This is a genomic window from Amycolatopsis sp. NPDC050768 (assembly GCF_040654155.1).
Lineage (GTDB): Bacteria > Actinomycetota > Actinomycetes > Mycobacteriales > Pseudonocardiaceae > Amycolatopsis.
The window spans coordinates 82,588-101,962 of sequence record NZ_JBFAHL010000009.1 but is presented as its reverse complement, the minus strand read 5'-3'; the positions used below and the strand labels follow the sequence as shown (position 1 = coordinate 101,962).

The 19,375-nt window shown below is 69.6% G+C and carries 17 protein-coding genes; 8 read left to right on the top strand and 9 right to left on the bottom strand.

Annotated features, from left to right (window positions below):
• Window positions 1–42 precede the first annotated feature (42 nt).
• Window positions 43–1,917, bottom strand: a complete 1,875-nt coding sequence (locus AB0H62_RS26120; RefSeq protein WP_360588745.1) for a propionyl-CoA synthetase — start codon at window positions 1,915–1,917, stop codon at window positions 43–45.
• Window positions 1,918–2,093: 176 nt separating this feature from the next.
• On the opposite strand from AB0H62_RS26120, the gene AB0H62_RS26115 reads away from it, so the two are divergent.
• Complete coding sequence (locus AB0H62_RS26115; protein ID WP_360588743.1) at window positions 2,094–3,857, top strand: serine/threonine-protein kinase; 1,764 nt, start codon at window positions 2,094–2,096, stop codon at window positions 3,855–3,857.
• 455 nt (window positions 3,858–4,312) lie between these two features.
• Here AB0H62_RS26115 and AB0H62_RS26110 read toward each other — a convergent pair whose 3' ends face one another.
• Entirely contained in the window at window positions 4,313–4,885 is a 573-nt protein-coding gene (locus tag AB0H62_RS26110; protein WP_220244336.1) for a class I SAM-dependent methyltransferase, read from the bottom strand.
• A 55-nt stretch (window positions 4,886–4,940) separates the two neighbouring features.
• On the opposite strand from AB0H62_RS26110, the gene AB0H62_RS26105 reads away from it, so the two are divergent.
• Window positions 4,941–5,732 (top strand): helix-turn-helix transcriptional regulator, encoded by a 792-nt coding sequence (locus tag AB0H62_RS26105; RefSeq protein ID WP_360588740.1) that lies wholly within the window; start codon window positions 4,941–4,943, stop codon window positions 5,730–5,732.
• On the opposite strand, the gene AB0H62_RS26100 is transcribed toward AB0H62_RS26105, so the two are convergent.
• A complete protein-coding gene (locus AB0H62_RS26100) occupies window positions 5,683–7,251 on the bottom strand; it encodes a phospholipid carrier-dependent glycosyltransferase (protein WP_220244335.1) in 1,569 nt (522 codons plus the stop codon). The two genes, AB0H62_RS26105 and AB0H62_RS26100, sit on opposite strands and share 50 nt — an antisense overlap.
• A 54-nt stretch (window positions 7,252–7,305) precedes the next feature.
• Between AB0H62_RS26100 and rsmI the strand changes: the two genes are divergently transcribed.
• On the top strand, window positions 7,306–8,133 hold the full coding sequence (gene rsmI / locus AB0H62_RS26095) for a 16S rRNA (cytidine(1402)-2'-O)-methyltransferase (RefSeq protein ID WP_220244334.1): 828 nt from the start codon (window positions 7,306–7,308) through the stop codon (window positions 8,131–8,133).
• Window positions 8,105–8,635: a hypothetical protein gene (locus AB0H62_RS26090; RefSeq protein WP_220244333.1), complete on the top strand. Its 531-nt coding sequence runs from the start codon at window positions 8,105–8,107 to the stop codon at window positions 8,633–8,635. The genes rsmI and AB0H62_RS26090 overlap by 29 nt, the downstream gene beginning before the upstream one ends.
• Here the strand turns inward: AB0H62_RS26090 and AB0H62_RS26085 are convergent.
• Window positions 8,624–9,211 carry a QsdR family transcriptional regulator gene (locus AB0H62_RS26085; protein ID WP_255638461.1) on the bottom strand — a complete coding sequence of 196 codons (588 nt, stop codon included), beginning with the start codon at window positions 9,209–9,211 and terminating at the stop codon, window positions 8,624–8,626. The two genes, AB0H62_RS26090 and AB0H62_RS26085, sit on opposite strands and share 12 nt — an antisense overlap.
• Before the next feature lie 52 nt (window positions 9,212–9,263).
• Here AB0H62_RS26085 and AB0H62_RS26080 point away from each other — a divergent pair, with 52 nt between their 5' ends.
• Window positions 9,264–10,223 carry an NADPH:quinone oxidoreductase family protein gene (locus AB0H62_RS26080; RefSeq protein WP_220244332.1) on the top strand — a complete coding sequence of 320 codons (960 nt, stop codon included), beginning with the start codon at window positions 9,264–9,266 and terminating at the stop codon, window positions 10,221–10,223.
• A gap of 80 nt (window positions 10,224–10,303) precedes the next feature.
• Here the strand turns inward: AB0H62_RS26080 and AB0H62_RS26075 are convergent, their stop codons facing one another.
• The 5 genes from AB0H62_RS26075 to AB0H62_RS26055 all read right to left on the bottom strand — a co-directional run bounded on the left by AB0H62_RS26075 (window position 10,304) and on the right by AB0H62_RS26055 (window position 14,737).
• Complete coding sequence (locus AB0H62_RS26075) at window positions 10,304–11,557, bottom strand: aminodeoxychorismate synthase component I (RefSeq protein ID WP_220244331.1); 1,254 nt, start codon at window positions 11,555–11,557, stop codon at window positions 10,304–10,306.
• 45 nt (window positions 11,558–11,602) lie between these two features.
• Window positions 11,603–12,214, bottom strand: a complete 612-nt coding sequence (locus AB0H62_RS26070) for a GH25 family lysozyme (protein WP_220244330.1) — start codon at window positions 12,212–12,214, stop codon at window positions 11,603–11,605.
• Between the two features lie 96 nt (window positions 12,215–12,310).
• Complete coding sequence (locus tag AB0H62_RS26065; RefSeq protein ID WP_220244329.1) at window positions 12,311–13,075, bottom strand: ABC transporter permease; 765 nt, start codon at window positions 13,073–13,075, stop codon at window positions 12,311–12,313.
• On the bottom strand, window positions 13,065–14,057 hold the full coding sequence (locus AB0H62_RS26060) for an ATP-binding cassette domain-containing protein (RefSeq protein WP_220244328.1): 993 nt from the start codon (window positions 14,055–14,057) through the stop codon (window positions 13,065–13,067). The genes AB0H62_RS26065 and AB0H62_RS26060 overlap by 11 nt, the downstream gene beginning before the upstream one ends.
• A gap of 92 nt (window positions 14,058–14,149) precedes the next feature.
• Window positions 14,150–14,737, bottom strand: a complete 588-nt coding sequence (locus tag AB0H62_RS26055; protein WP_220244327.1) for a helix-turn-helix transcriptional regulator — start codon at window positions 14,735–14,737, stop codon at window positions 14,150–14,152.
• A gap of 61 nt (window positions 14,738–14,798) precedes the next feature.
• Between AB0H62_RS26055 and metG the strand changes: the two genes are divergently transcribed.
• The 3 genes from metG (at window position 14,799) to AB0H62_RS26040 (ending at window position 19,356) form a co-directional block, all read left to right on the top strand.
• Window positions 14,799–16,592, top strand: a complete 1,794-nt coding sequence (metG, locus tag AB0H62_RS26050) for a methionine--tRNA ligase (protein WP_360588733.1) — start codon at window positions 14,799–14,801, stop codon at window positions 16,590–16,592.
• Window positions 16,593–16,719: 127 nt separating this feature from the next.
• A complete protein-coding gene (locus AB0H62_RS26045) occupies window positions 16,720–17,556 on the top strand; it encodes a TatD family hydrolase (protein ID WP_360588731.1) in 837 nt (278 codons plus the stop codon).
• A 414-nt stretch (window positions 17,557–17,970) separates the two neighbouring features.
• Complete coding sequence (locus tag AB0H62_RS26040; protein ID WP_220247135.1) at window positions 17,971–19,356, top strand: resuscitation-promoting factor; 1,386 nt, start codon at window positions 17,971–17,973, stop codon at window positions 19,354–19,356.
• The last annotated feature ends 19 nt before the right edge of the window (window positions 19,357–19,375 follow it).

Sequence of the window (19,375 nt, the reverse complement as noted above, 5' to 3'; positions counted from 1 at the left end):
ACGACGATGCGCCCGCGCACCGCCGCCCGTCTTGGAGAAATGTCAGCGCTGCAGCACGGCCCGCAGGGCGTCGAGCACCGCCGGGTCCTCGATCGTCGAGGGCACCGGCTCCTCGCGTCCGTTGGCGATCCCGCGCATGGTCTTGCGCAGGATCTTCCCCGAACGCGTCTTCGGCAGCGCCTCGACCACTGCGACGTCACGGAACGCCGCCACCGGCCCGACATCGCGGCGCACCACGGCCACGAGCTCGTCGTGCAGCTGGCCCTCGTCGACGTCCACGCCCGCCTTCAGCACCACGAACCCGCGCGGCACCTGGCCCTTGAGCTCGTCGGCCACCCCGATCACCGCGCACTCCGCCACGGCCGGGTGCGACGCGAGCGCGGCCTCCATCGACCCCGTCGACAGGCGGTGGCCGGCCACGTTGATCACGTCGTCGGTGCGGCCCATCACGAACAGGTAGCCGTCTTCGTCGAGGTAACCGGAGTCGCCGGTGAGGTAGTAGCCGGGGAAGCGCGACAGGTAGGCCTCGCGGTAGCGCTCGTCGTCGCCCCACAGCGTGGGCAGCGAGCCGGGCGGCAGCGGCAGCTTGATCACGATCGCGCCTTCGCGGCCCGAGGGCAGCTCGTCGCCGCCCTGGTCGAGCACGCGCACGTCCCAGCCCGGCACGGGCTTCGTCGCCGACCCGGGCTTCACGGGCATCGGCTCGAGGCCGCGCGGGTTGGCGGCGATCGGCCAGCCCGTTTCCGTCTGCCACCAGTGGTCGATCACCGGCGTGCCGAGGATGTCGCTCGCCCAGTGGTAGGTCTCGGGGTCGAGGCGCTCGCCGGCCATGAAGAGCGTGCGGAACTTGGCCAGGTCGTACTTCTTGAGCTCCGCCGCGCCCGGGTCGATCTTCTTCACCGCGCGCAACGCCGTCGGCGCCGTGAACAGCGCCTCCACGCCGTGCTCGGCGATCACGCGCCAGAACGCGCCGGCGTCGGGCGTGCCGACGGGTTTGCCCTCGTACAGAACGGTTGTCGCCCCGATCAGCAGCGGCGCGTAGACGATGTAGGAGTGCCCGACGACCCACCCGACGTCGGACGCCGTCCACCACGTGTCGCCCGCGTGGACGTCGTAGACCGCGCCCATCGACCAGGCCAGCGCGACGGCGTGGCCGCCCGCGTCGCGCACCACACCCTTCGGCTTCCCGGTGGTGCCGGACGTGTAGAGGATGTAGAGCGGGTCCGTGGCCTTCACCGGCACGGGATCGGCCGGCTGCGCGGTCTCGACGAGGTCCACCCAGTCCAGGTCCGTTCCAGACAGCTCCGCGGGCGCCTGCTCGCGCTGGAACACCACGACGTGGTCCGGCTGGTGCTCGGTCAGCTCCAGCGCCGCGTCGATGATCGGCTTGTACTCGACCAGCCGCGTCGGCTCGATCCCGCACGACGCGGCGAGCACGAGCTTGGGCTTCGCGTCCTCGATGCGCGCCGCGAGCTCCTTCGGCGCGAAGCCGCCGAACACCACCGAGTGCACCGCCCCGATCCGCGCGCACGCCAGCATCGCGACGACCGCCTCGGGGATCATCGGCAGATACAGGATCACGCGGTCGCCCCGCGTCACACCGAGCGCCTTGAGCGCGCCCGCGAACACCGCCACCTCGTCGCGCAGCTCGGCATAGGTGTAGCGCCGCTTCTGCCCGGTGACCGGCGAGTCCCAGATCAACGCGGGCTGCCCGCCGCGGCCGCCGTCGGCGTGGCGGTCGAGCGCGTTGTACGCCGTGTTCAGCTCGCCGTCGGGGAACCAGCGGTAGAAGGGTTCCCGCGAGGCGTCCAGGGCTTTCGTCGGTGGCTTCGTCCAGTCGATCGCTCTCGCCGCGTCCAGCCAGAACCCCTCGGGATCGTCCAGGCTGCGCCGGTAGGTCTCGGAATAAGCGCCCACGGTGTCTCCCTCGACAGCGTCACTCGATCCGGTCGGCCGGACCCGTCACTCATGATGGCCCTGACGAGGGTGTCGCGCAGGTTTCACGACGGTCACGACCCATAGACCCGGCAACCCCGCGAAGGCGGTGTGCGTCTTAAGCTGGACCACGGAGTTCGGCCGCGTGGCGGTACCACATGACCACCGAGAGTGAGGGGAACCAGGCGGTGAACGGATTCGCGAGCGCGCTGCTCTCGTTCGCCCACACCCTGTTCGGGCCGGGGTTCTGCCCGGGCGACTGGGTCTGGGCGACGACCACAGCCGGTGCGCTCGTCGCGCTGTTCCCCGCCCTGGGGGCGCTGGTGGTGGCCATCGTCCGCAAGGGCACGGGCAACCGCTACGACGCGACGACGCTCACCGTCTTCGGGTTGATCGGCGTGGTCAGCGTGTTGGTGCTGCCGTGGCTGCTGTCCAACGGCATCTCCGAGACGTTCCGCGCGATCAACGGGGGCGGGAGCGGCGGCCTGTCGCACGCCGAAGCCGCGTCGCTGAGCACCGACTACTGCTTCGCCGGCGTGCAGAAGACGTACCTGGGCGGGGGCAGCAACGTCTACGAGGCGCTGTTCTACAACCAGGGCCTGAAGCTGTCGTTCGGGATCTACCTGCTCGCGTTCACGGTGCTGCCCGCGGGCTCGCTGCTGTTCGTGATGCTGCAGGCGCGCACGGCGTTCCGGCGCGGGCCGAAGTGGCCGTCGCGGTTCTTCTGGATCCCGTTCGTGGTGATGGCGGTGGCGAGCGTCGGGATGACGGCCAACGTGGCTGTGCACTTCTGGCTCGGGTTCCTGCCGTTCAGCGTGCTGGGCCTGATCCCCGTCGGCCTGGTCGGGCCGCCGCCGTGGTCGGTGATCAACCGGCCGGAGCCGCGTCGGGAGCCGGACCGTGCGCCGTTGTCTTCGCCGGAGCGTCAGCCGGTGTCGCAGGTCGCGCCTCGTCCGCAGCTGCCGCCGCCCCCGCCCGTCAACAAGCCGTATCCGGCCACGGCGCTCGCTTCGGCGCCAGAGCCTGGGTTACTGGCCGCCGCACCCGGCCCGGTTCCGCTGCCGCCCGGCTCGCGCGGTGCCGGCGGTAGTCGTTACCGCCGTGTCCGCCGCCTGGGTCACGGTGGATTCGGCACGGTCTGGGAGGCCGTCGACACACAGCTCAACCGCACTGTCGCGCTGAAGATCGCGCACGCGCCGGACCGCGACACCGAGGAGCGCATGCAGCGCGAGGCTCGGGCGCTGGCTGTGGTGAACCACCCGAACTGCGTGAAGGTGTACGACCTGGTCGAGGAGCCCGACGGCCTCGCACTCGTGATGGAGTACCTGGAAGGCCGCCCGCTCGCAGAAGTCGTCGACGGGCAGGGTCCGCTCGACGACGTCGCCGCCGGCCGCCTCTGGTCCACGATGGCGGGCGCCCTCGTCGCGGCGCACGAGAAGGGCGTGCTGCACCGCGACATCAAGCCGTCCAACATCGTCCTCGACCCGGCCGGCCTGGCGCACCTCATCGACTTCGGCATCGCCCGCAGCCAGGGCGATTCCAAGATGACGGCCACCGGCATGATGATCGGCACGCCCGACTTCGTCGCCCCGGAACAGGCGATGGGCGCCCAGGCCAGCCCCGCGTCCGACGCGTGGCAGCTCGCCGCCACCATCAGCTACGCCCTCACCGGCCAGCCCCCGCGCGGCACTCGCGAGACGCCGATGGCCGCGCTGATGGCCGCCGCCCGCGCGGACCCCGTCTCGCGCCTGCCGGTGCGCTCCGCGCACGCGCGGATCTTGGGTGCGTCGCTCGATCCGGAACCTCGCCGCCGTCCGACGTTGAGCGCTGTGCGCCGCGAGGTCGAGGGCTGGCTTTCGCGTGCCGGCAAGTCTCCTGATGGCCCGGTGACGCAGATCGTGCCGCGGCGGTTGCACCGCTGAAATTCGGTGGCACCGTGCGGCATGATCGAGGCATGACAACCTGCCGAAAGGGCCATGGCGCGTAGATCGCCGGCCGCTGTGCGCGCGACGCTGCCTGTCAGACCTCGTCCGCATCGCCAGTTCTCGCGTATCCCAGGTCTGCCTCGATGGGCGTTGGGTGACGTCCACCGAGTCGAGGCGACGGTGCTGGGGCCTGGCGATGTCGGCGAAGCGCTCCGAAACCTGCAACGGCACGCCCGTAACCCTCGGCGGCTCGAAGCCCACCGATTGGACGACTGTCCCTGCGGTGAGAACCTGATCCGCTGGACGTTGGAAGCGGCGCTAGGAGCCCTGCCGGGGCGAAGCAGGGCCGCCGTGCGTGCGCTCATCAAGCCGGCCGACGACGAGCTCCGCCGCAAGACAGTGCTCGATCCCACGGCCCCGCCGGAATGGCCGTGGTGGCAGCGGCGCGTCAGCTACTGACCAGGCTTCACGCCCGAGAACTCCAGCAGTTCCCTTGGCCGGTGCCGCACGTCCACCGCCCCAAACCCCGCTGACGACAGCCGCGCCGGCAGCGTCGAAGCGTCGACGACGTTCATCGTGTCGCCCAGGTGCAGCAGCCGGAACCGGAAGCTCAGCTGGCTGTCCGTGCCGCAATAGACACCTCCGCCCCGCAACACCCGGAACGACTCCGCGAAGATCGAGTCCTGCAAAGCCGACGTCGGCACGTGGTGCAGCATCGTGAAGCACACGACGGCCGAAAAGCGCCCCGCGTCGAAGGGCATGTCCGCGCCGCTGCCTTCGACCACGGAAGCGCGCGACCCGAACTCGGCGCGCAGCAACCCGGCAGAAGCCGGGTCGATCTCCAGCAGAGTCAGCCGAGGCACCGCGTCGAGCAGGACGCGCGTGGTGGCGCCGAAGCCGGGGCCGATTTCGAGGACGTCGTCGCCCAGGTCGTACTGCGCGAGCCACGGTGGGAGCACCTGGGCGATCATCGACGCCCACTTGTCGGAGGAGCAGAGGCGGCGGTGGATGAGGTTCATGGGCATGCCTCAAACGGTAGAAACCGCCACGCGTGACCGATAGGCGATAGGCTGCCAGGTCATGTCGTGGGACGGTCACGCCGGGGCGATGCTTCTTGGCGAGCTGCGGTTGCCCGCGGGCGCGTGGTACCCGTGGCACGAGCACCCGGTGCACCAGCTCGTCTGGGCGGCCGAGGGTGTGGTCGCCGTCGGCATCGGCGAGGCGCATTGGGTCCTGCCGCCCACGCGGGCGCTGTGGGTGCCCGCCGGCGTCCGGCACCGGACGGGGGCCGTGGCCAACGCGGAGCTGCGCGGCGTCTACGCGGACCCACAGCGCTGCCCCGTCACGTGGGCGCAGCCGCGGATCGTCGCGGTGGGACCGCTGCTGCGTGAGCTGCTGGAGTACCTCACGGGCAACCCCGCGCCGGAGGCCCGCGAACGCGCCGAGGCCGTGGTGTTCGACGTGCTGGAGCCGGTGGACGTCGCGCCGATCGTGGTGCCGTCGCCGGAGGATCCGCGGGCGCGTGACGTCGAGGCGATGGTGCTCGCCGACCCCGCCGACCGCCGCGGGCTGGCCGAGCTGGGCCGCGCCGTCGGGGCGAGCGAGCGGACGCTGGCGCGCGCGTTCGTGCGCGACTGCCGCATGACGTTCGGGACCTGGCGCACGCAGGCGCGGCTGCGGGCGTCGCTGCCGTTGCTCGCCGAAGGCCTGCCGATGACGACCGTCGCACACCGGGTGGGGTACGCGACGGCGAGTGCGTTCGTCGCGGCGTTCCGGCGGGCCGTCGGGGTGCCGCCAGGCGCCTACTTCACCGCCACAACCGTTATCGCCAGGAGGGCAACCACATCTCCGCGTTCCATTGCGCGGTCGTGATCGGCACCCCGTTCAGGATCGGCCACAGCCACACGAAGTTCGCCACCACGAGTCCCGTGTAAAGCGCCACGACGAGCAGACCGGTGCCCCGCCGCTCGAACCCGCGCCGGGCGCCGCCGAGGATCTGGCCCAGCACCAGCACGAGGCCGAGCACCAGGAACGGCGCCATCGGCGTGGCGTAGAAGAAGTACATCTGCCGGTCGATGTTCGTGAACCACGGCAGCAGGCCGGCGAAGTAGGCGGTGAGCACGGCGGCGTAGCGCCAGTCGGCGCGGAAGATCCAGCGCCACAGGCCCCAGCCGAGCATCGGCAGCGCGAGCCACCACATCGCGGGCGTGCCGATCAGCATCGTCGCGCCGACGCAGCGCGACTCGCCGCAGCCGGTGACGGCGCCGTCGTAGTAGTAGAGCATCGGCCGCAGGCCCATGGGCCACGTCCACGGCTTCGACTCCCACGGGTGCGGGTTGTCCTTGGGGGTCAGCAGCGTCTCGTGGAAGTGCAGGACGTTGAGCGTGTAGTCGCCGAGCGAGCGCAACGCGGGCGGCACCCAGGCGAACAGGCCGGGGGCGATGTCCTTGATCTCGGTGTAGTGCCGGTCGGTGGCCGTCTCGCTGGCGAACCACGCCCAGAACGCGGCCAAGTACATCAGCAGCGGGATCGCGACGATCGCCCACAACGCCGGCGCGACGTCCCGCCGGATCGTTCCCATCCACGGCCGCTCGACGCCCGCCGCGCGCCGCGCCGCGACGTCGAAGAACACCGTGAGCAGGCCGAACGCCGCGATGTAGTACAGCGCCGACCACTTCACGCCGAACGTCAGCCCGATCATCAGGCCCGCGGCGAAGCGCCACCAGCGGAACCCGAGCTTCGGCCCCCACACCGACTCGTTGACCCAGCCCTCACGCACCGCGACAGCCAGCCGTTGCCGCACCTGGTCGCGGTCGCACAGCACACACGCGAACGCCGCCACCACGAACAACGCGATGAAGATGTCGAGCATCCCCATGCGCGACTGCAGGTGCAGCACGCCGTCGCTGATCACGAGGACGCCCGCGATGCCGCCGAGCAGCGTCGAGCGCGTGAGCCGCCGCGCGATGCGGATGGTGAGCAGGATGATCAGCGTGCCCGCGAGCGCCGGCATGATGCGCCAGCCCCAGCCGTTGTAGCCGAACAGCCACTCGCCGATCGCGATGAAGTCCTTCGCCAGCGGCGGGTGCACGATGAGCTCGTAGCCGGCGTTGTCCTCGTACCCGCCGTTGCGCAGCATCTGCGCCGCCTGGGGCACGTAGTGCTTCTCGTCGAACACCGGCGTGCCGTGATCGGTGGGCACCCCGAGGTTCTGCAGGCGCACGACGCCGCCGATCACCGTGAGGATCAGCGTGACGAGCCAGCCGCGCAGGCGGTCGGTCGGCATGCCGCGGCCCAGCAGGGTGGCCTCGCGGTCGGTCGGCGGTCGCAGCGCGTCGACCGGGTCCGGCCGCACGCTCTCGTCGTCGGGACGGGTCAGCAGCGCGGTCACGGGGCCTGATACTACGACCCCGGGTGTGATGGTCGTGTCGTTAGGCTGGCGGGCATGGGACGTCTCGTGCTCGCCGCCACCCCCCTTGGCGACCCGGGTGACGCTTCGCCGCGCCTGGTCTCCGCCCTGGCCTCGGCGGACGTCATCGCCGCCGAGGACACCCGCCGCCTGCGCTCACTGGCTGCCGCCTTGGGCGTCGCCCCTTCCGGGCGCGTGGTGTCCTTCTACGAGGACGTGGAGGTCGCCCGGCTGCCTCGCTTGCTGGAGGCCTTGCACTCCGGCGAGACGGTGCTGCTCGTGACGGACGCCGGCATGCCCTCGGTGTCGGACCCGGGCTTCCGCCTGGTTGCGGCTTGCGTCGATGCGGACATCCCGGTGACCTGCCTGCCGGGCCCGTCCGCGGTGACGACGGCGTTGGCTTTGTCCGGGTTGCCTTGTGACCGGTTCTGCTTCGAGGGCTTCGCGCCGCGGAAGCCGGGGGAGCGTTCCCGGTGGTTCGCCTCTTTGGCATCGGAGCCTCGGACGGTGGTGTTCTTCGAGTCGCCGCACCGGGTGGGGTCTTTGTTGGCGGACGCTGCCGCGGCTTTGGGTGCTTCGCGGCGGGCTGCTGTTTGTCGTGAGCTGACCAAGACGTACGAAGAGGTCAAACGGGGCACTCTGGGTGAGTTGGCTGAGTGGGCTGCTGATGGGGTCCGGGGTGAGATCACGGTGGTGCTTGAGGGGGCTGTGGCGCCCGAGGTGTCGGTTTCGGACCTGATTTCCGAGGTGTCCGCCCGGGTCGCCGCTGGGGAGAGGTTGAAGGCGGTGGCTTCGGAGGTGGCTGAGGGGGCCGGGGTGTCTAAAAAGGACCTTTATGACGCTGTGGTCGCTTCTCGGAAGTGAGGTCGGTCGAGCGGGCGATCGCTTCGTTCCGAGTTACCCGCGGGCGGGGTCGTTGACCGGCGTCGATGCGATGGCGCGCGTCTTGCGTGATCGGTATGGGAAGGCGGGCGTCGTCGGCCTGTCGGATGCCGAGGTCGAAGAGGTCAGGTGCGATCAGAGCGTCGCCGAGCTTCCGCGGGAGTGGCGGAGGTTCCTGTCCCTCATGGGGCGTCGAGCCGGCGGATTGTTGTTTGAGGACACCGATCTGTTCTATCCGCACATCCTCGGCATCAAGAGAGAAGCGCTTGACGAGTTCCCGTCGCTTCGCAGTCGGGTCGCGCGTGCCGATGACCTCGTTGTGGTCGGGACGCACTCGGAGCGCGAGTTCTACGTCATCGGAGGCCCGCACGCGGCCGGCTCGGAAGTTGTCCTGTACATCAAAGGTGAAGAGGCGCCGTCCTATGGGTGGCCGTCGTTCACGGCGTTGCTGCAGGACGAAGTCGACCGCCGGTCAGCTGAGTAGGGCGGACACCGCGGCCCGCGCCTTCTCTGCGTCGGGTTCTTCGCCGGTGATGACGTCCGTGTAGATGAAGGATTCGCCCAGGCGGACGAGGACGTAGGCGAGGTCCGGTAGGGGCAACGGGGGAGCCAGCCGGCCCGCTGAGGTTTCCGTTGTCAGGAGGTCGAGGAGCTGAGCGATGGTTCGTGACTGGACCACGCTCGCCTTCGTTGTGAGTAACCGCAACGCTCGCTCCGGTTCCCGCTGCAAGAAGGTGCGGAAGGCCAGCGACAAGTTGACCGTCGAGACGAACGAACCGATCGCGTCCGCCACTCCAGCCCCGCCGCGGCCGGTGAAGGTGACGGTGTTGAACACCAGGGAAGTCTCGGCCCACAGGATCTCCGCCAGCAGGTGGTCGCGGCTGCCGACCCAGCGGTGGAGGGTGGCGCGGGAGACGCCCAAAGACACGGCCAGTTCGCGCATGTCGACGCGGCGGCCCGCGGCGAACCACGAGCGCGCCAGGGCGAACGCGGAAGCCGCGTCCGGGCGGGAGGGGAAGGGTGTGTCGATGGGGCGAGACGTTACCACGGAGTGTCGCACGGGTGAGACATCTGGCAGAATGTCTCACCACCCGACGACGAAAGAAGAAGTCATGCGTGCTGTGCAGGTGACCGAGTTCGGCGGTCCCGAGGTCCTGACCCCGGTCGAGCTGCCGGAGCCGACGCCCCAAGCCGGGCAGGTGCTGATCGACGTGGATCGCGTCGGGGTGAACTACGCGGATACGCATCAGGCGGAGAACTCGTACCTGGCGCCGAGCAAGCTGCCGCTCGTGCCGGGGGGCGAGGTGGTCGGGCGGACGCAGGACGGGAAGCGGGTCGTCGCGCTGCTCAACGGTGGGGGTGGGTACGCGGAGAAGGCCGTCGCCGAGGAGGCGATGGCGTTCGCGGTGCCCGAGGGCGTCGACGATCTCAACGCGTTGTCCATGCTGGTCCAGGGCGCGACCGCGTGGATCCTGCTGCGCAAGAACGCCCACCTGCAGCCCGGCGAGTCAGTGGTCGTCCACGCGGCGGCCGGTGGGGTCGGGTCGATCGCGGTGCAGCTCGCGAAGGTGTGGGGTGCGGGGCGGGTCATCGCGACGGCCAGCAGCGAAGAGAAGCGCGAGCTCGCGAAACAGCTCGGCGCCGACGTCGCGGTCGACTCCCGAGCCGAGAACATGACCGAGACGCTCATGCAGGCCAACAATGGCAAGCGCGTCGACATCGTGCTCGACATGGTCGGTGGCACCACGACGGACCAGAGCATCGCGGCGCTGGCCCCGTTCGGCCGCCTCGCGTTCTACGGCATGGCCGGCCGCCAGCAGCCCAAGCCCGTGGAGCTGCGCAACGTGCTCGGCCACAGCACCACGGTCACCGGCATGTGGCTGCCGCACGTCTTCCGCCTGCCCGGCAACGTCTTCGGCACCGCCCTGACCGAGCTCTTCACCCTCATCCAGGACGGCAAGCTCCGCGCCATCGCCGGCGGCGAGTACGCCCTCGCCGACGCCCGCGCGGCCCACGAAGCCCTCCGCTCCCGCGGCACGGTCGGCAAGCTCCTGCTGGATCCCCGCAAGTAACGACACGACGCTCGGCCGGGTAGGCCGGCACGAACGACCGGGCCGCCGCCCAGTGGGCAGAGCGAAAGGCGGCCGCTGGGCTAAACCGCAGGTGGAGTGGCCAGGAGAACTTCCAGAGGCGCAGCCTTGTGGAGGCACTCCTGCCACTCCGCCGCGCTGTCCGAATCCGCCGTGATACCGCCGCCGACGCCCAAAGAAATCCGGGAGCCGGAGATCTCGAAAGTGCGGATGGCGACGTTCAGCTCCAGGCCGGCCACCGGGGACAACATCCCGACCGCGCCCGTGTAAACCCCGCGCGCAACTGGTTCCAGCGAAGCGATCTCATCCAGAGCACGGATCTTCGGGGCACCAGTCACCGAACCCGGCGGGAAAGTCGCGTCCAGCAAAGCCGGATCCGAGACGCCCTCGGCCAGTACACCCTCCACCGTGGACGCCAGATGCCACACCCCCGGCGCCGGCTCCACCCTGAGCAGCGAAGGCACCACCACGCTCCCGACCGCGCACACCCGGCCGAGGTCGTTGCGCACCAAGTCGGTGATCATCACGTTCTCGGCGATGTCCTTCACCGACTGCCGCAGGAGCTCCGCGTTTCCATCGTCAAAGGAACCACGGCGCGGCAACGTGCCCTTGATCGGCGTCGAACGCACCCGCCGGCCGTGCCGCGACAGGAACAGCTCCGGTGACAGCGACACCACCGAACCCCAAGAGCCGGCGACAAAAGCAGCGCGCCGAGGGGACAGGCGAGAAACTCCCTCCGAGAACAACGCGGCGGGAGATCCCGAGAACGTCCCCGTGAACCGCGTGCAGACGTTCGCCTGAAAAAGCTCCCCAGCCTCGATAGAGGCGACGCACGATTTCACGGCCTGCTCGTGCGTTGCGGCAGAAGGCCGCTCCAGCGGCGAAGCAGTCCACGACAAAGAGCCAGCGCCGGAAAGCGCAGACTCCACAGTGGACAACAACGGCCCGGGCTCATCGGCCAGCGACTCGAACCAGCACGCACCCGAGGAATCCCACCGCAGCACGTGATCCGCCCACCCCCACGCCGAAGCAGGCACCCCCGAAGACCGCCCCGACGGGTCAGCCGAGTCGTACGACAGGTACCCGAACCACCCGCCCCCGACGCACCCCGGGGGCGCGGCAACCTCCAAAGAGCCGGCAGGAAACGCCCGAGCGGAAACCGAAACAAAGGGCGCCACCACCGCCGAGGACCCGAACCACGACCCGCACAACGCCGCCGGCTGCGGGCGCCCGGTGGAAGCGGCAGAAGCGGACAACAACGCGACGGCCCGTGAAGGTGTCACGTCCGTGGTCAACCGCTGCCGGAAGAAGCGCACTCGCACATCTTGCCAACGAACACCGACAAAAAGCCGAAACCGTGATCAGAGCAGCACGTCAGACATCGTGAACGGATAGACCACAGCGTCCTGCGCCACCGGTCCCGCCACGCCCGGCAGCGCCGAGAACGCGTGCTGGTGCAGCCCCAGCCGCGCGTGGAACCAGCCGGGCCGGCCGGGAATGCCGTTGTGCCGCACCAGCCACAGCACCACGTCGGGGTCGGCCCAGCGGTCGGGGTGCAGGCGGCGGGCCCAGCAGTCGTGGCCGGCGTACACGAGCACGCGCCGGATCCGGGCGGCGTGCCGCACGTGCTTGATCCACGACTTCACGAACCGGTCGTCGACGCTGACAGCGTCCACCTCAAGGGCGGGCGCGAGAGACCCCGGCGCGAACGCCCCCAGCTTGCTGGCCGTCCGCACGAAGTGGTCGGCCTGGTCGTGCACGGCGCCGGGCCGCGCGTAGTGCCGCGCGCCCGTGTGGATGCCCGCGTACTGGGCCGACGCGAGCATGCGCTCGGCGCCGGGGTCGCTCCAGTTCACGTTCTCGCTGATCGTCACCGACGCGAAGCGGACGTCGGCGGCACGCACCGACGCCCAGTCGAGCACCTGCTCTCGATGGGTGAGGGTGAGCCCACGCTCGCTCTCCGGTTCGGTCACTCTGCGCCCCTGCCAGCCCCACGACGGGTGAGAGGCCACCTTACGTCCCCGGCCCGAAAGCGGCGCGGCCGAAGACCCGGCGTGTCCCGGCTTTGATCAGGCGTTTTCCCGCTGGAACGTGCGCGTGCCCCACCAGATCGCGAGCACGGCCATCACGAGCACCACCACGCTGCCGGTGAACAGCGCGTCCATGGAGTAGTCGCCGCGGAAGCTGTTGCGCTCCACGTCCACCACATGCCGGAACGGGTTGATCTGCGAAATCGTGTACAGCCACTTCGGCGCCAGCCCCGCCGTGATCGGGATGAGGATCCCGGACAGCAGGAGCAGCGGCATGAGCACCGCGTTGAGCAGCGCGGGGAACGACTCCTCGCTCTTCAACGTGAGCGCCAGCGCGTATGAGCACGAAGCCAGCGTCAGCGCCAGCAGGAACACGATCAGCAGGCTCAGCAGCACCCCGCCCGCCGGCGCGTCGAGGTCGAACACCAGGTACGCGAGCACGATGATCAGCACCGACTGCACCACCGCCTGCAACGCGTTGGCCAGCACCTTCCCGAGCAGCAGCGCCGCGCGGCTCACCGGGGTGACGCGCAGCCGCTCGACCACGCCGGAGCGGTAGTCGGCCAGCAGTGAGAACCCGACGAACGAGCTGCCGAACAGCGCCAGCTGCGCGATGAGCGCGGGCGTGAGCACCATCCAGCCGTCGACGTCGGATATCCCCTGCGCGTTGAGCGTCTTCACGAGCAACGGCCCGAAGAAGAACAGGTACAGCAGCGGCTGCATGATCCCGATCAGCAGCCACGCGGGATTGCGCAGCGCCGCGGTCATGTCGCGGCGGAAGATCAGCCACGTGTCAAGCAACACCGGACACCTCCGGGGAACTCGGCTGCTCGGCGTCGCGCAGGGTGCGGCCGGTCAGCGTGAGGAATACGTCGTCGAGTGTCGGGCGCGTGACCTGCATGGACTCCATCACGATGCCCTTCGCGTCGAGCGCGCGCAGCAGCTCCGGCATGGCCGTGTCGCCGCGCGGCACGCGGAAGCGGATCAGCCCGTCCGCCACGTCGAACTCGTGCGCGCCCGCCAGCTGCCGGGCGACGTCGGCGGCCTCCGTCGTCACGGCAGGGTCGACGCCGATGACCACGCCGTCGCCCGAAACCCGGGACTTCAGCGAATCGGGCGTGCCCTCGGCGACGATCCGGCCGTCGTCGATCACGATCAGCCGGTCGGCCAAAGCGTCGGCCTCGTCGAGGTAGTGCGTGGTCAGGAAGATCGTCACGCCGTGCTCCGCGCGGAGCCGGCGGATGTGGTCCCACAGGTTCGCGCGGCTCTGCGGGTCGAGCCCGGTCGAGGGCTCGTCGAGGAACACGAGGCCAGGGTTGTGTACGAGCCCGAGCACGATGTCGAGCCGGCGCCGCTGACCCCCGGACAGCGTCTTCGTGAGCCGCTGGTCCAGCCCCGCGAGGTCGAGCTGCTCGCTCAGCACCGCGCCGCGCGCGATCGCGTCGGCCTTCGACATGCCGTAGAGCCGGCCCTGCAGCTCGATCTCCTCGGCGACGCGCACCTCCGGCGACGCGCCCCCGCCCTGCGCGACGTAGCCGATGTTGCGCCTGACCCCCAGCGGATCTGCGAGCAGGTCGTGCCCGCCGACGGTCGCCGTCCCGGCCGACGGTTTCAGCAGCGTGGTGAGCATGCGCAGGGTCGTCGTCTTGCCCGCCCCGTTCGGGCCGAGGAACCCCACCAGCTCGCCGGCCTCCACGTCGAGGTCGACCCCCTTGACGGCGTGGACTTCACCCCCGCCCCGGCCCTTGCGGCGGAACCGCCGCTCGAGGCCGCGTGCCGTGATCATGAAGAACCCCTCTCCTCCCAGAGATCAACTAGTCAAAGTTGACTAATCGACGAGCACACAGTGCCGGAGTCGCGAACGCTAGTCAAACTTGATTACTCCGACGGCTTGCGGAACAACGGTTCGTCGTCGTCGGCCATCACGTACTCGCCCTTCTCCAGGCGCTCGATCAGGTTCTCCAGCCACGTGTGGCTCGCCCCCGAGATGCCCGCCCACAGCCGGAACAGCTCCACGACGTGCGCCGGCTGGCCCCAGTCGGCCTGGTCGTCGAGCATCAGCCGCGCCCGTCGTTCCTCACCTTCGAGGTGCACGAGCCGCTGCCGCAGCAGGCTGATCGCGTGCTGGCGGGGCAGCGCGGGCATGAGCCCGATGCCCGCCGACATCTCCGGATGACCCACCTCGGGATCGGACAACGCCCGGGTCAGCAGCAGCTGGAACTCCTGCTCGCCGTCGTCGGTGAGCCGGTAGGCGACGCGGTCGGGCCCCGAGTCGCCCGGCTCGACGTCCACTTTCTCCAGCAGGTTCTCGGCCGCCATCTTCTTCAGCGCGTGGTAGATCGAACCCGGCTGGACGTTCGCCCATTTCTCCGCCGACCACGTGAGCAGCTCCCGGCGCACCTGGTAGCCGTGCGCCCGGCCGAACATGCGCACGACCCCGAGCACGAGCAGACGCGTCGCCGACACCGCTTCTCCCTTCGCGTACCGCCCACAAACGCCTTGGACGGTTTCCGTAGGCTAAACAGGTATGAGCACCTCTGTGTTGACAGCGGTGGCCTGGCCCTACGCCAACGGCCCCCGCCACATCGGCCACGTATCCGGATTCGGCGTCCCGTCCGACGTCTTCTCCCGCTACCAGCGAATGGCCGGCAACCGGGTGCTCATGGTGTCCGGGACCGACGAACACGGCACTCCGATCACCGTCCAGGCCGACAACGAGGGCCTCACCCCGCAGCAGACCGCCGACAAGTACACCCGTCAGATCGACGAGGACCTGCGCGGCCTCGGGCTTTCCTACGACCTGTTCACGCGCACGTCCACCGGCAACCACGCCGAGGTCACGCAGCAGATCTTCCTCGCGCTCAACCGCAACGGGTACGTGGTCCCCAAGACCACTCGCGGCGCGATCAGCCCGTCGACCGGGCGCACGCTGCCCGACCGCTACGTCGAGGGCACCTGCCCGATCTGCGGCTACGAGTTCGCGCGCGGCGACCAGTGCGACAACTGCGGCAACCAGCTCGACGCCGCCGAGCTCATCAACCCGCACTCGCGCATCAACGGCGAGACGCCGAAGTTCGTCGAGACCGAGCACTACTTCCTCGACCTGCCGGCGTTCACCAAGACACTCGGCGACTGGCTGTCGACGAAGAACGACTGGCGTCCGAACGTCCTCAACTTCACCAAGAACCTCATCGACGACATGCGGCCGCGCCCGATCACGCGCGACCTCGACTGGGGCGTGAAGATCCCGCTCGACGGCTGGCGCGACCAGTCGATGAAGCGCTTCTACGTGTGGTTCGACGCCGTGATCGGCTACTTCTCCGCCAGCGTCGAGTGGGCGCGGCGCACCGGCAACCCCGACGCGTGGCAGGAGTGGTGGAACAACGCCGACGCGCGCTCCTATTACTTCATGGGCAAGGACAACATCACCTTCCACGCCCAGATCTGGCCGGCGCTGCTGCTCGGCCACAACGGCGAGGGCGACCACGGCGGCCAGGCGGGCAAGTACGGCAAGCTGCACCTGCCGGACGAGATCGTGTCCAGCGAGTTCCTCACCATGAGCGGCTCGAAGTTCTCCACCTCGCGCGGCACGGTCATCTACGTGCACGACTTCCTGCGCGAGTTCGGCCCCGACGCGCTGCGCTACTTCATCTCCGTGGCGGGCCCGGAGACGCAGGACACCGACTTCACGTGGGACGAGTTCGTCCGCCGCACCAACTTCGAGCTGGCCAACGAGTGGGGCAACCTCGTGAACCGCTCGATCTCGATGGCGCACAAGAACGTCGGCGCCATCCCGCGCCCCGACGCCCCCACGGCGGCCGACGAGGAGCTGAAGGCGCTGTCGCGCAAGGCGTTCGACGTCGCCGGCGCCCACCTGGGCCGCTCGCGCTTCAAGGCGGCGGCGTCGGAGGCGATGCGCGTGGTCACGGCCGCCAACCGGTACCTGTCGGACCAGGAGCCGTGGAAGCTCAAGGACGATCCCGCGCGCCGCGACAGCGTGCTGCACACCGCGCTGCAGGTGGTCAGCGACGCGAACACGCTGCTCACGCCGTTCCTGCCGCACTCGGCGCAGAAGGTGCACGAGGCGCTCGGCGGCACGGGCGTGTGGGCCGCGCAGCCGCAGCTGCAGGAGGTCGAGGACCTCGACATCCCGGGCCGGATCAACCCGATCCTCACCGGTGACTACGCGGGCGAGCAGGCCAAGTGGGAGTCGCGGCCGATCGAGGTCGGCCGTCCCCTGCAGAAGCCGACGCCGCTGTTCACCAAGCTCGACCCGAAGCTCGGTGAAGACGGCCCCGACTGGGCCCCGATCGTCAAGTAGCACTGTCGACGCTGTGAAGGGCGCCTCGAGGACTCACGCGGGGCGCCCTTCGTCATGCCGTCTACTCCGCCTTCCTCCCCTCCACCGCCCTCAACGGAGCGGCTTCGCCGCGCAGTAGATTCACGGCATGGGTGAAGACAAGCGCGAACTGCCGCCGATTCCCGACCGCCTGCCCGCCGCGGTCGTGGATGCCCACACCCACCTCGACGCCTGCGGAGCGGTGACCGCCGCCGACGTGACGGCCATGGTCGACCGCGCCGAACGTGCCGGCGTGGCCCGCGTCGTCACGGTCGCCGACGACCTCGCCTCGGCGCGCTGGGCCGTCGACGCGTCCACGTGGGACGAGCGTGTGTTCGCCGCCGTGGCAATCCATCCCACGCGTACCAAGGAGTTCTCCGACGCCGACAAGTCCGAAGTGGAGCGTCTGGCGTCGGCCGAGCGCGTGGTCGCCGTCGGCGAGACCGGCCTCGACTACTACTGGGACTACTCGCCGCACGACGCCCAGCAGGACGCGTTCCGCTGGCACATCGACCTCGCCAAGCGCCTCGGCAAGACGCTGATGATCCACGACCGCGACGCCCACGAGGACGTGCTGCGCATCCTGGACGAAGAGGGCGCACCGGACACCGTCGTCTTCCACTGCTTCTCCGGCGACGAGCACATCGCGCGTCGCTGCCTCGACAAGGGCTACGTGCTCTCGTTCGCCGGCACCGTCACCTTCAAGAACGCCCGCGGGCTCCACGAGGCCGCCCGGCTCGCGCCGACGGGGCAGTACCTCGCCGAGACCGACGCGCCGTTCCTGACCCCCCACCCGTTCCGTGGGCGCCCGAACGAGCCCTACTGCACCGCATATACCATCCGGCACCTCGCGGCGCTGAGGGGCGAAGCGGTCCACGAAGTGGCCCAAGCGGTCCGGACCACTGCCGAACGCGTCTACCAATTGCCCAGTGTCACAACGGGTTGAACGGATTGCGACGTTCGGGGAACGCACTAGCCCACACTGACGAGTGACACAGGTCACGACACTCCGGGGGGTGTTTGCGCAACCCGGCGACCTCCGTTACTGTCCCGTGATCGTGCCGGTCGGAACCGCAGACGCGGATCTGGCTGATACGCCCACAGTCACGTCAGTGCACGTCGGGGAAGCGGCACCGAGGTTGGTACGACTCGGGACCGTGACGATGGCGCTGACTGGGGGTGTCGGACTTGAGAGGCGCGCCGAATGGCGCGTCGCGACGAAGGAACAGGTCGTGGTGACACGTCCTGTCCTGGGAAAGGGAACGACCCAGTGACTGGTAGCAGGCAGGGTGCCTCGCGCCATAGCACCGAGAACCGTGGTGCTGCGCAGACCCTATTCTCTTCCGCCGGTTCGGTGGCCGTGCTCGAGCGAGAGCTCGACGACACCGCCTATGGAGAGCTTGGATTCTCCGACGAGCTGTACGTGACCCAACAGGACGTGCTCGCGGCCCTCGGGCCCGACGCCGACGCGATGATGGCCGAGATCGACGTCGACGTCGACGAGCTGATCCGCCTGATCAACGCCGAGACCACGATGCTCCCGCCGCTCGCCCTCCCGGACGAGCTCGCCGAGGACCGCACCGCTTCTCCGGAGGCCAAGAAGGCCGCCGTCGAGGACGGCCTGCGTGAGGCCACCCGCGTCTGGAAGCGCCGCTTCCTCAAGGGTGCGGTGCTGTCGGTCCTGATCGCCGTCGGCGGCGGCGGTGCCGCGGCGCTGGCGATGAACAAGAGCGTGACCGTCGACGTCGACGGCCACGAGGTCACCGTCCACAGCTACGGCGACACCGTCGGCGAGGTCCTGGAAGACGCCGGCCTTTCGGTCGGCGCCCACGACTCGCTTTCGCCCTCGCCGCAGGCCGAGGTCGGTGACGGCGGCGTCATCAAGCTCGAGCGCGGTCGTCAGCTGAACCTCGTCGTCGACGGTGTGTCCCGCCCGTCCTGGGTGCGCGCGACCACGCTCGGCGAGGCCATGACCCAGCTCGGCATGGCCGACATGATGGGCAAGGGCGCCTGGACGTCGATGCCGGGCACCGGCGAGCTGCCGCTCGAGGGCTCGACCGTGCAGGTCAAGACCCTCAAGCACGTCACGCTCTTCGACGGCACCAACGCGCCGCGCCAGGTCACCACCAACGCGGTGACCACCAAGGAGCTCCTCTCCGACTTCAAGATGAGCCTCGGCCCGGATGACGCGGTCGAGGGTGGCCTGAACGTCTCGCTCAAGGACGGCGCCGAGGTCCACGTCAGCCGCATGGGCGTCTCGATGGTCAACCAGCAGGAGACCATCGACCCCGACGTGCAGAAGGTCGACGACCCGACGCTCGAGCTGGGCAAGACCACCGTTGAGGACCCGGGCACCGCGGGCCAGAAGATGGTGACCTACAAGGTCACCAAGAAGAACGGCGAAGAGATCTCCCGCGAGCAGGTCTCGGTCAAGGTCCTCCTCGAGGCCAAGCCGAAGATCCTCAAGGTCGGTTCGATGAAGCCCGCCGACCCGGCGATCGGCGACGGTTCCGCCTGGGATCGCATCGCGGCGTGCGAGGCCGGCGGCAACTGGTCCATCAACACCGGCAACGGCTACTACGGCGGCCTCCAGTTCGACAAGCGCACCTGGGACGCCTACGGCGGCGACGCGTACGCGTCCTACCCGAACCAGGCTTCGCGCGCCCAGCAGATCTCGATCGCCGAGAAGGTCCGCGACGCCCGCGGTGGCTACAGCGCCTGGCCGGTCTGCGGCAAGCGGGCCTGAGTTCGGCGGTTCCCGAGGC

Bases quoted from the DNA above. Each gene is read 5' to 3' on its own strand.
- AB0H62_RS26115 (WP_360588743.1), top strand. From the start codon at position 2,094: ATGACCACCGAGAGTGAGGGGAACCAGGCGGTGAACGGATTCGCGAGC.
- rsmI (WP_220244334.1), top strand. From the start codon at position 7,306: ATGGGACGTCTCGTGCTCGCCGCCACCCCCCTTGGCGACCCGGGTGAC.
- AB0H62_RS26105 (WP_360588740.1), top strand. From the start codon at position 4,941: ATGTCGTGGGACGGTCACGCCGGGGCGATGCTTCTTGGCGAGCTGCGG.
- AB0H62_RS26080 (WP_220244332.1), top strand. From the start codon at position 9,264: ATGCGTGCTGTGCAGGTGACCGAGTTCGGCGGTCCCGAGGTCCTGACC.
- AB0H62_RS26090 (WP_220244333.1), top strand. From the start codon at position 8,105: ATGACGCTGTGGTCGCTTCTCGGAAGTGAGGTCGGTCGAGCGGGCGAT.
- AB0H62_RS26060 (WP_220244328.1), bottom strand. From the start codon at position 14,057: ATGATCACGGCACGCGGCCTCGAGCGGCGGTTCCGCCGCAAGGGCCGG.
- AB0H62_RS26045 (WP_360588731.1), top strand. From the start codon at position 16,720: ATGGGTGAAGACAAGCGCGAACTGCCGCCGATTCCCGACCGCCTGCCC.
- AB0H62_RS26110 (WP_220244336.1), bottom strand. From the start codon at position 4,885: ATGCCCATGAACCTCATCCACCGCCGCCTCTGCTCCTCCGACAAGTGG.
- metG (WP_360588733.1), top strand. From the start codon at position 14,799: ATGAGCACCTCTGTGTTGACAGCGGTGGCCTGGCCCTACGCCAACGGC.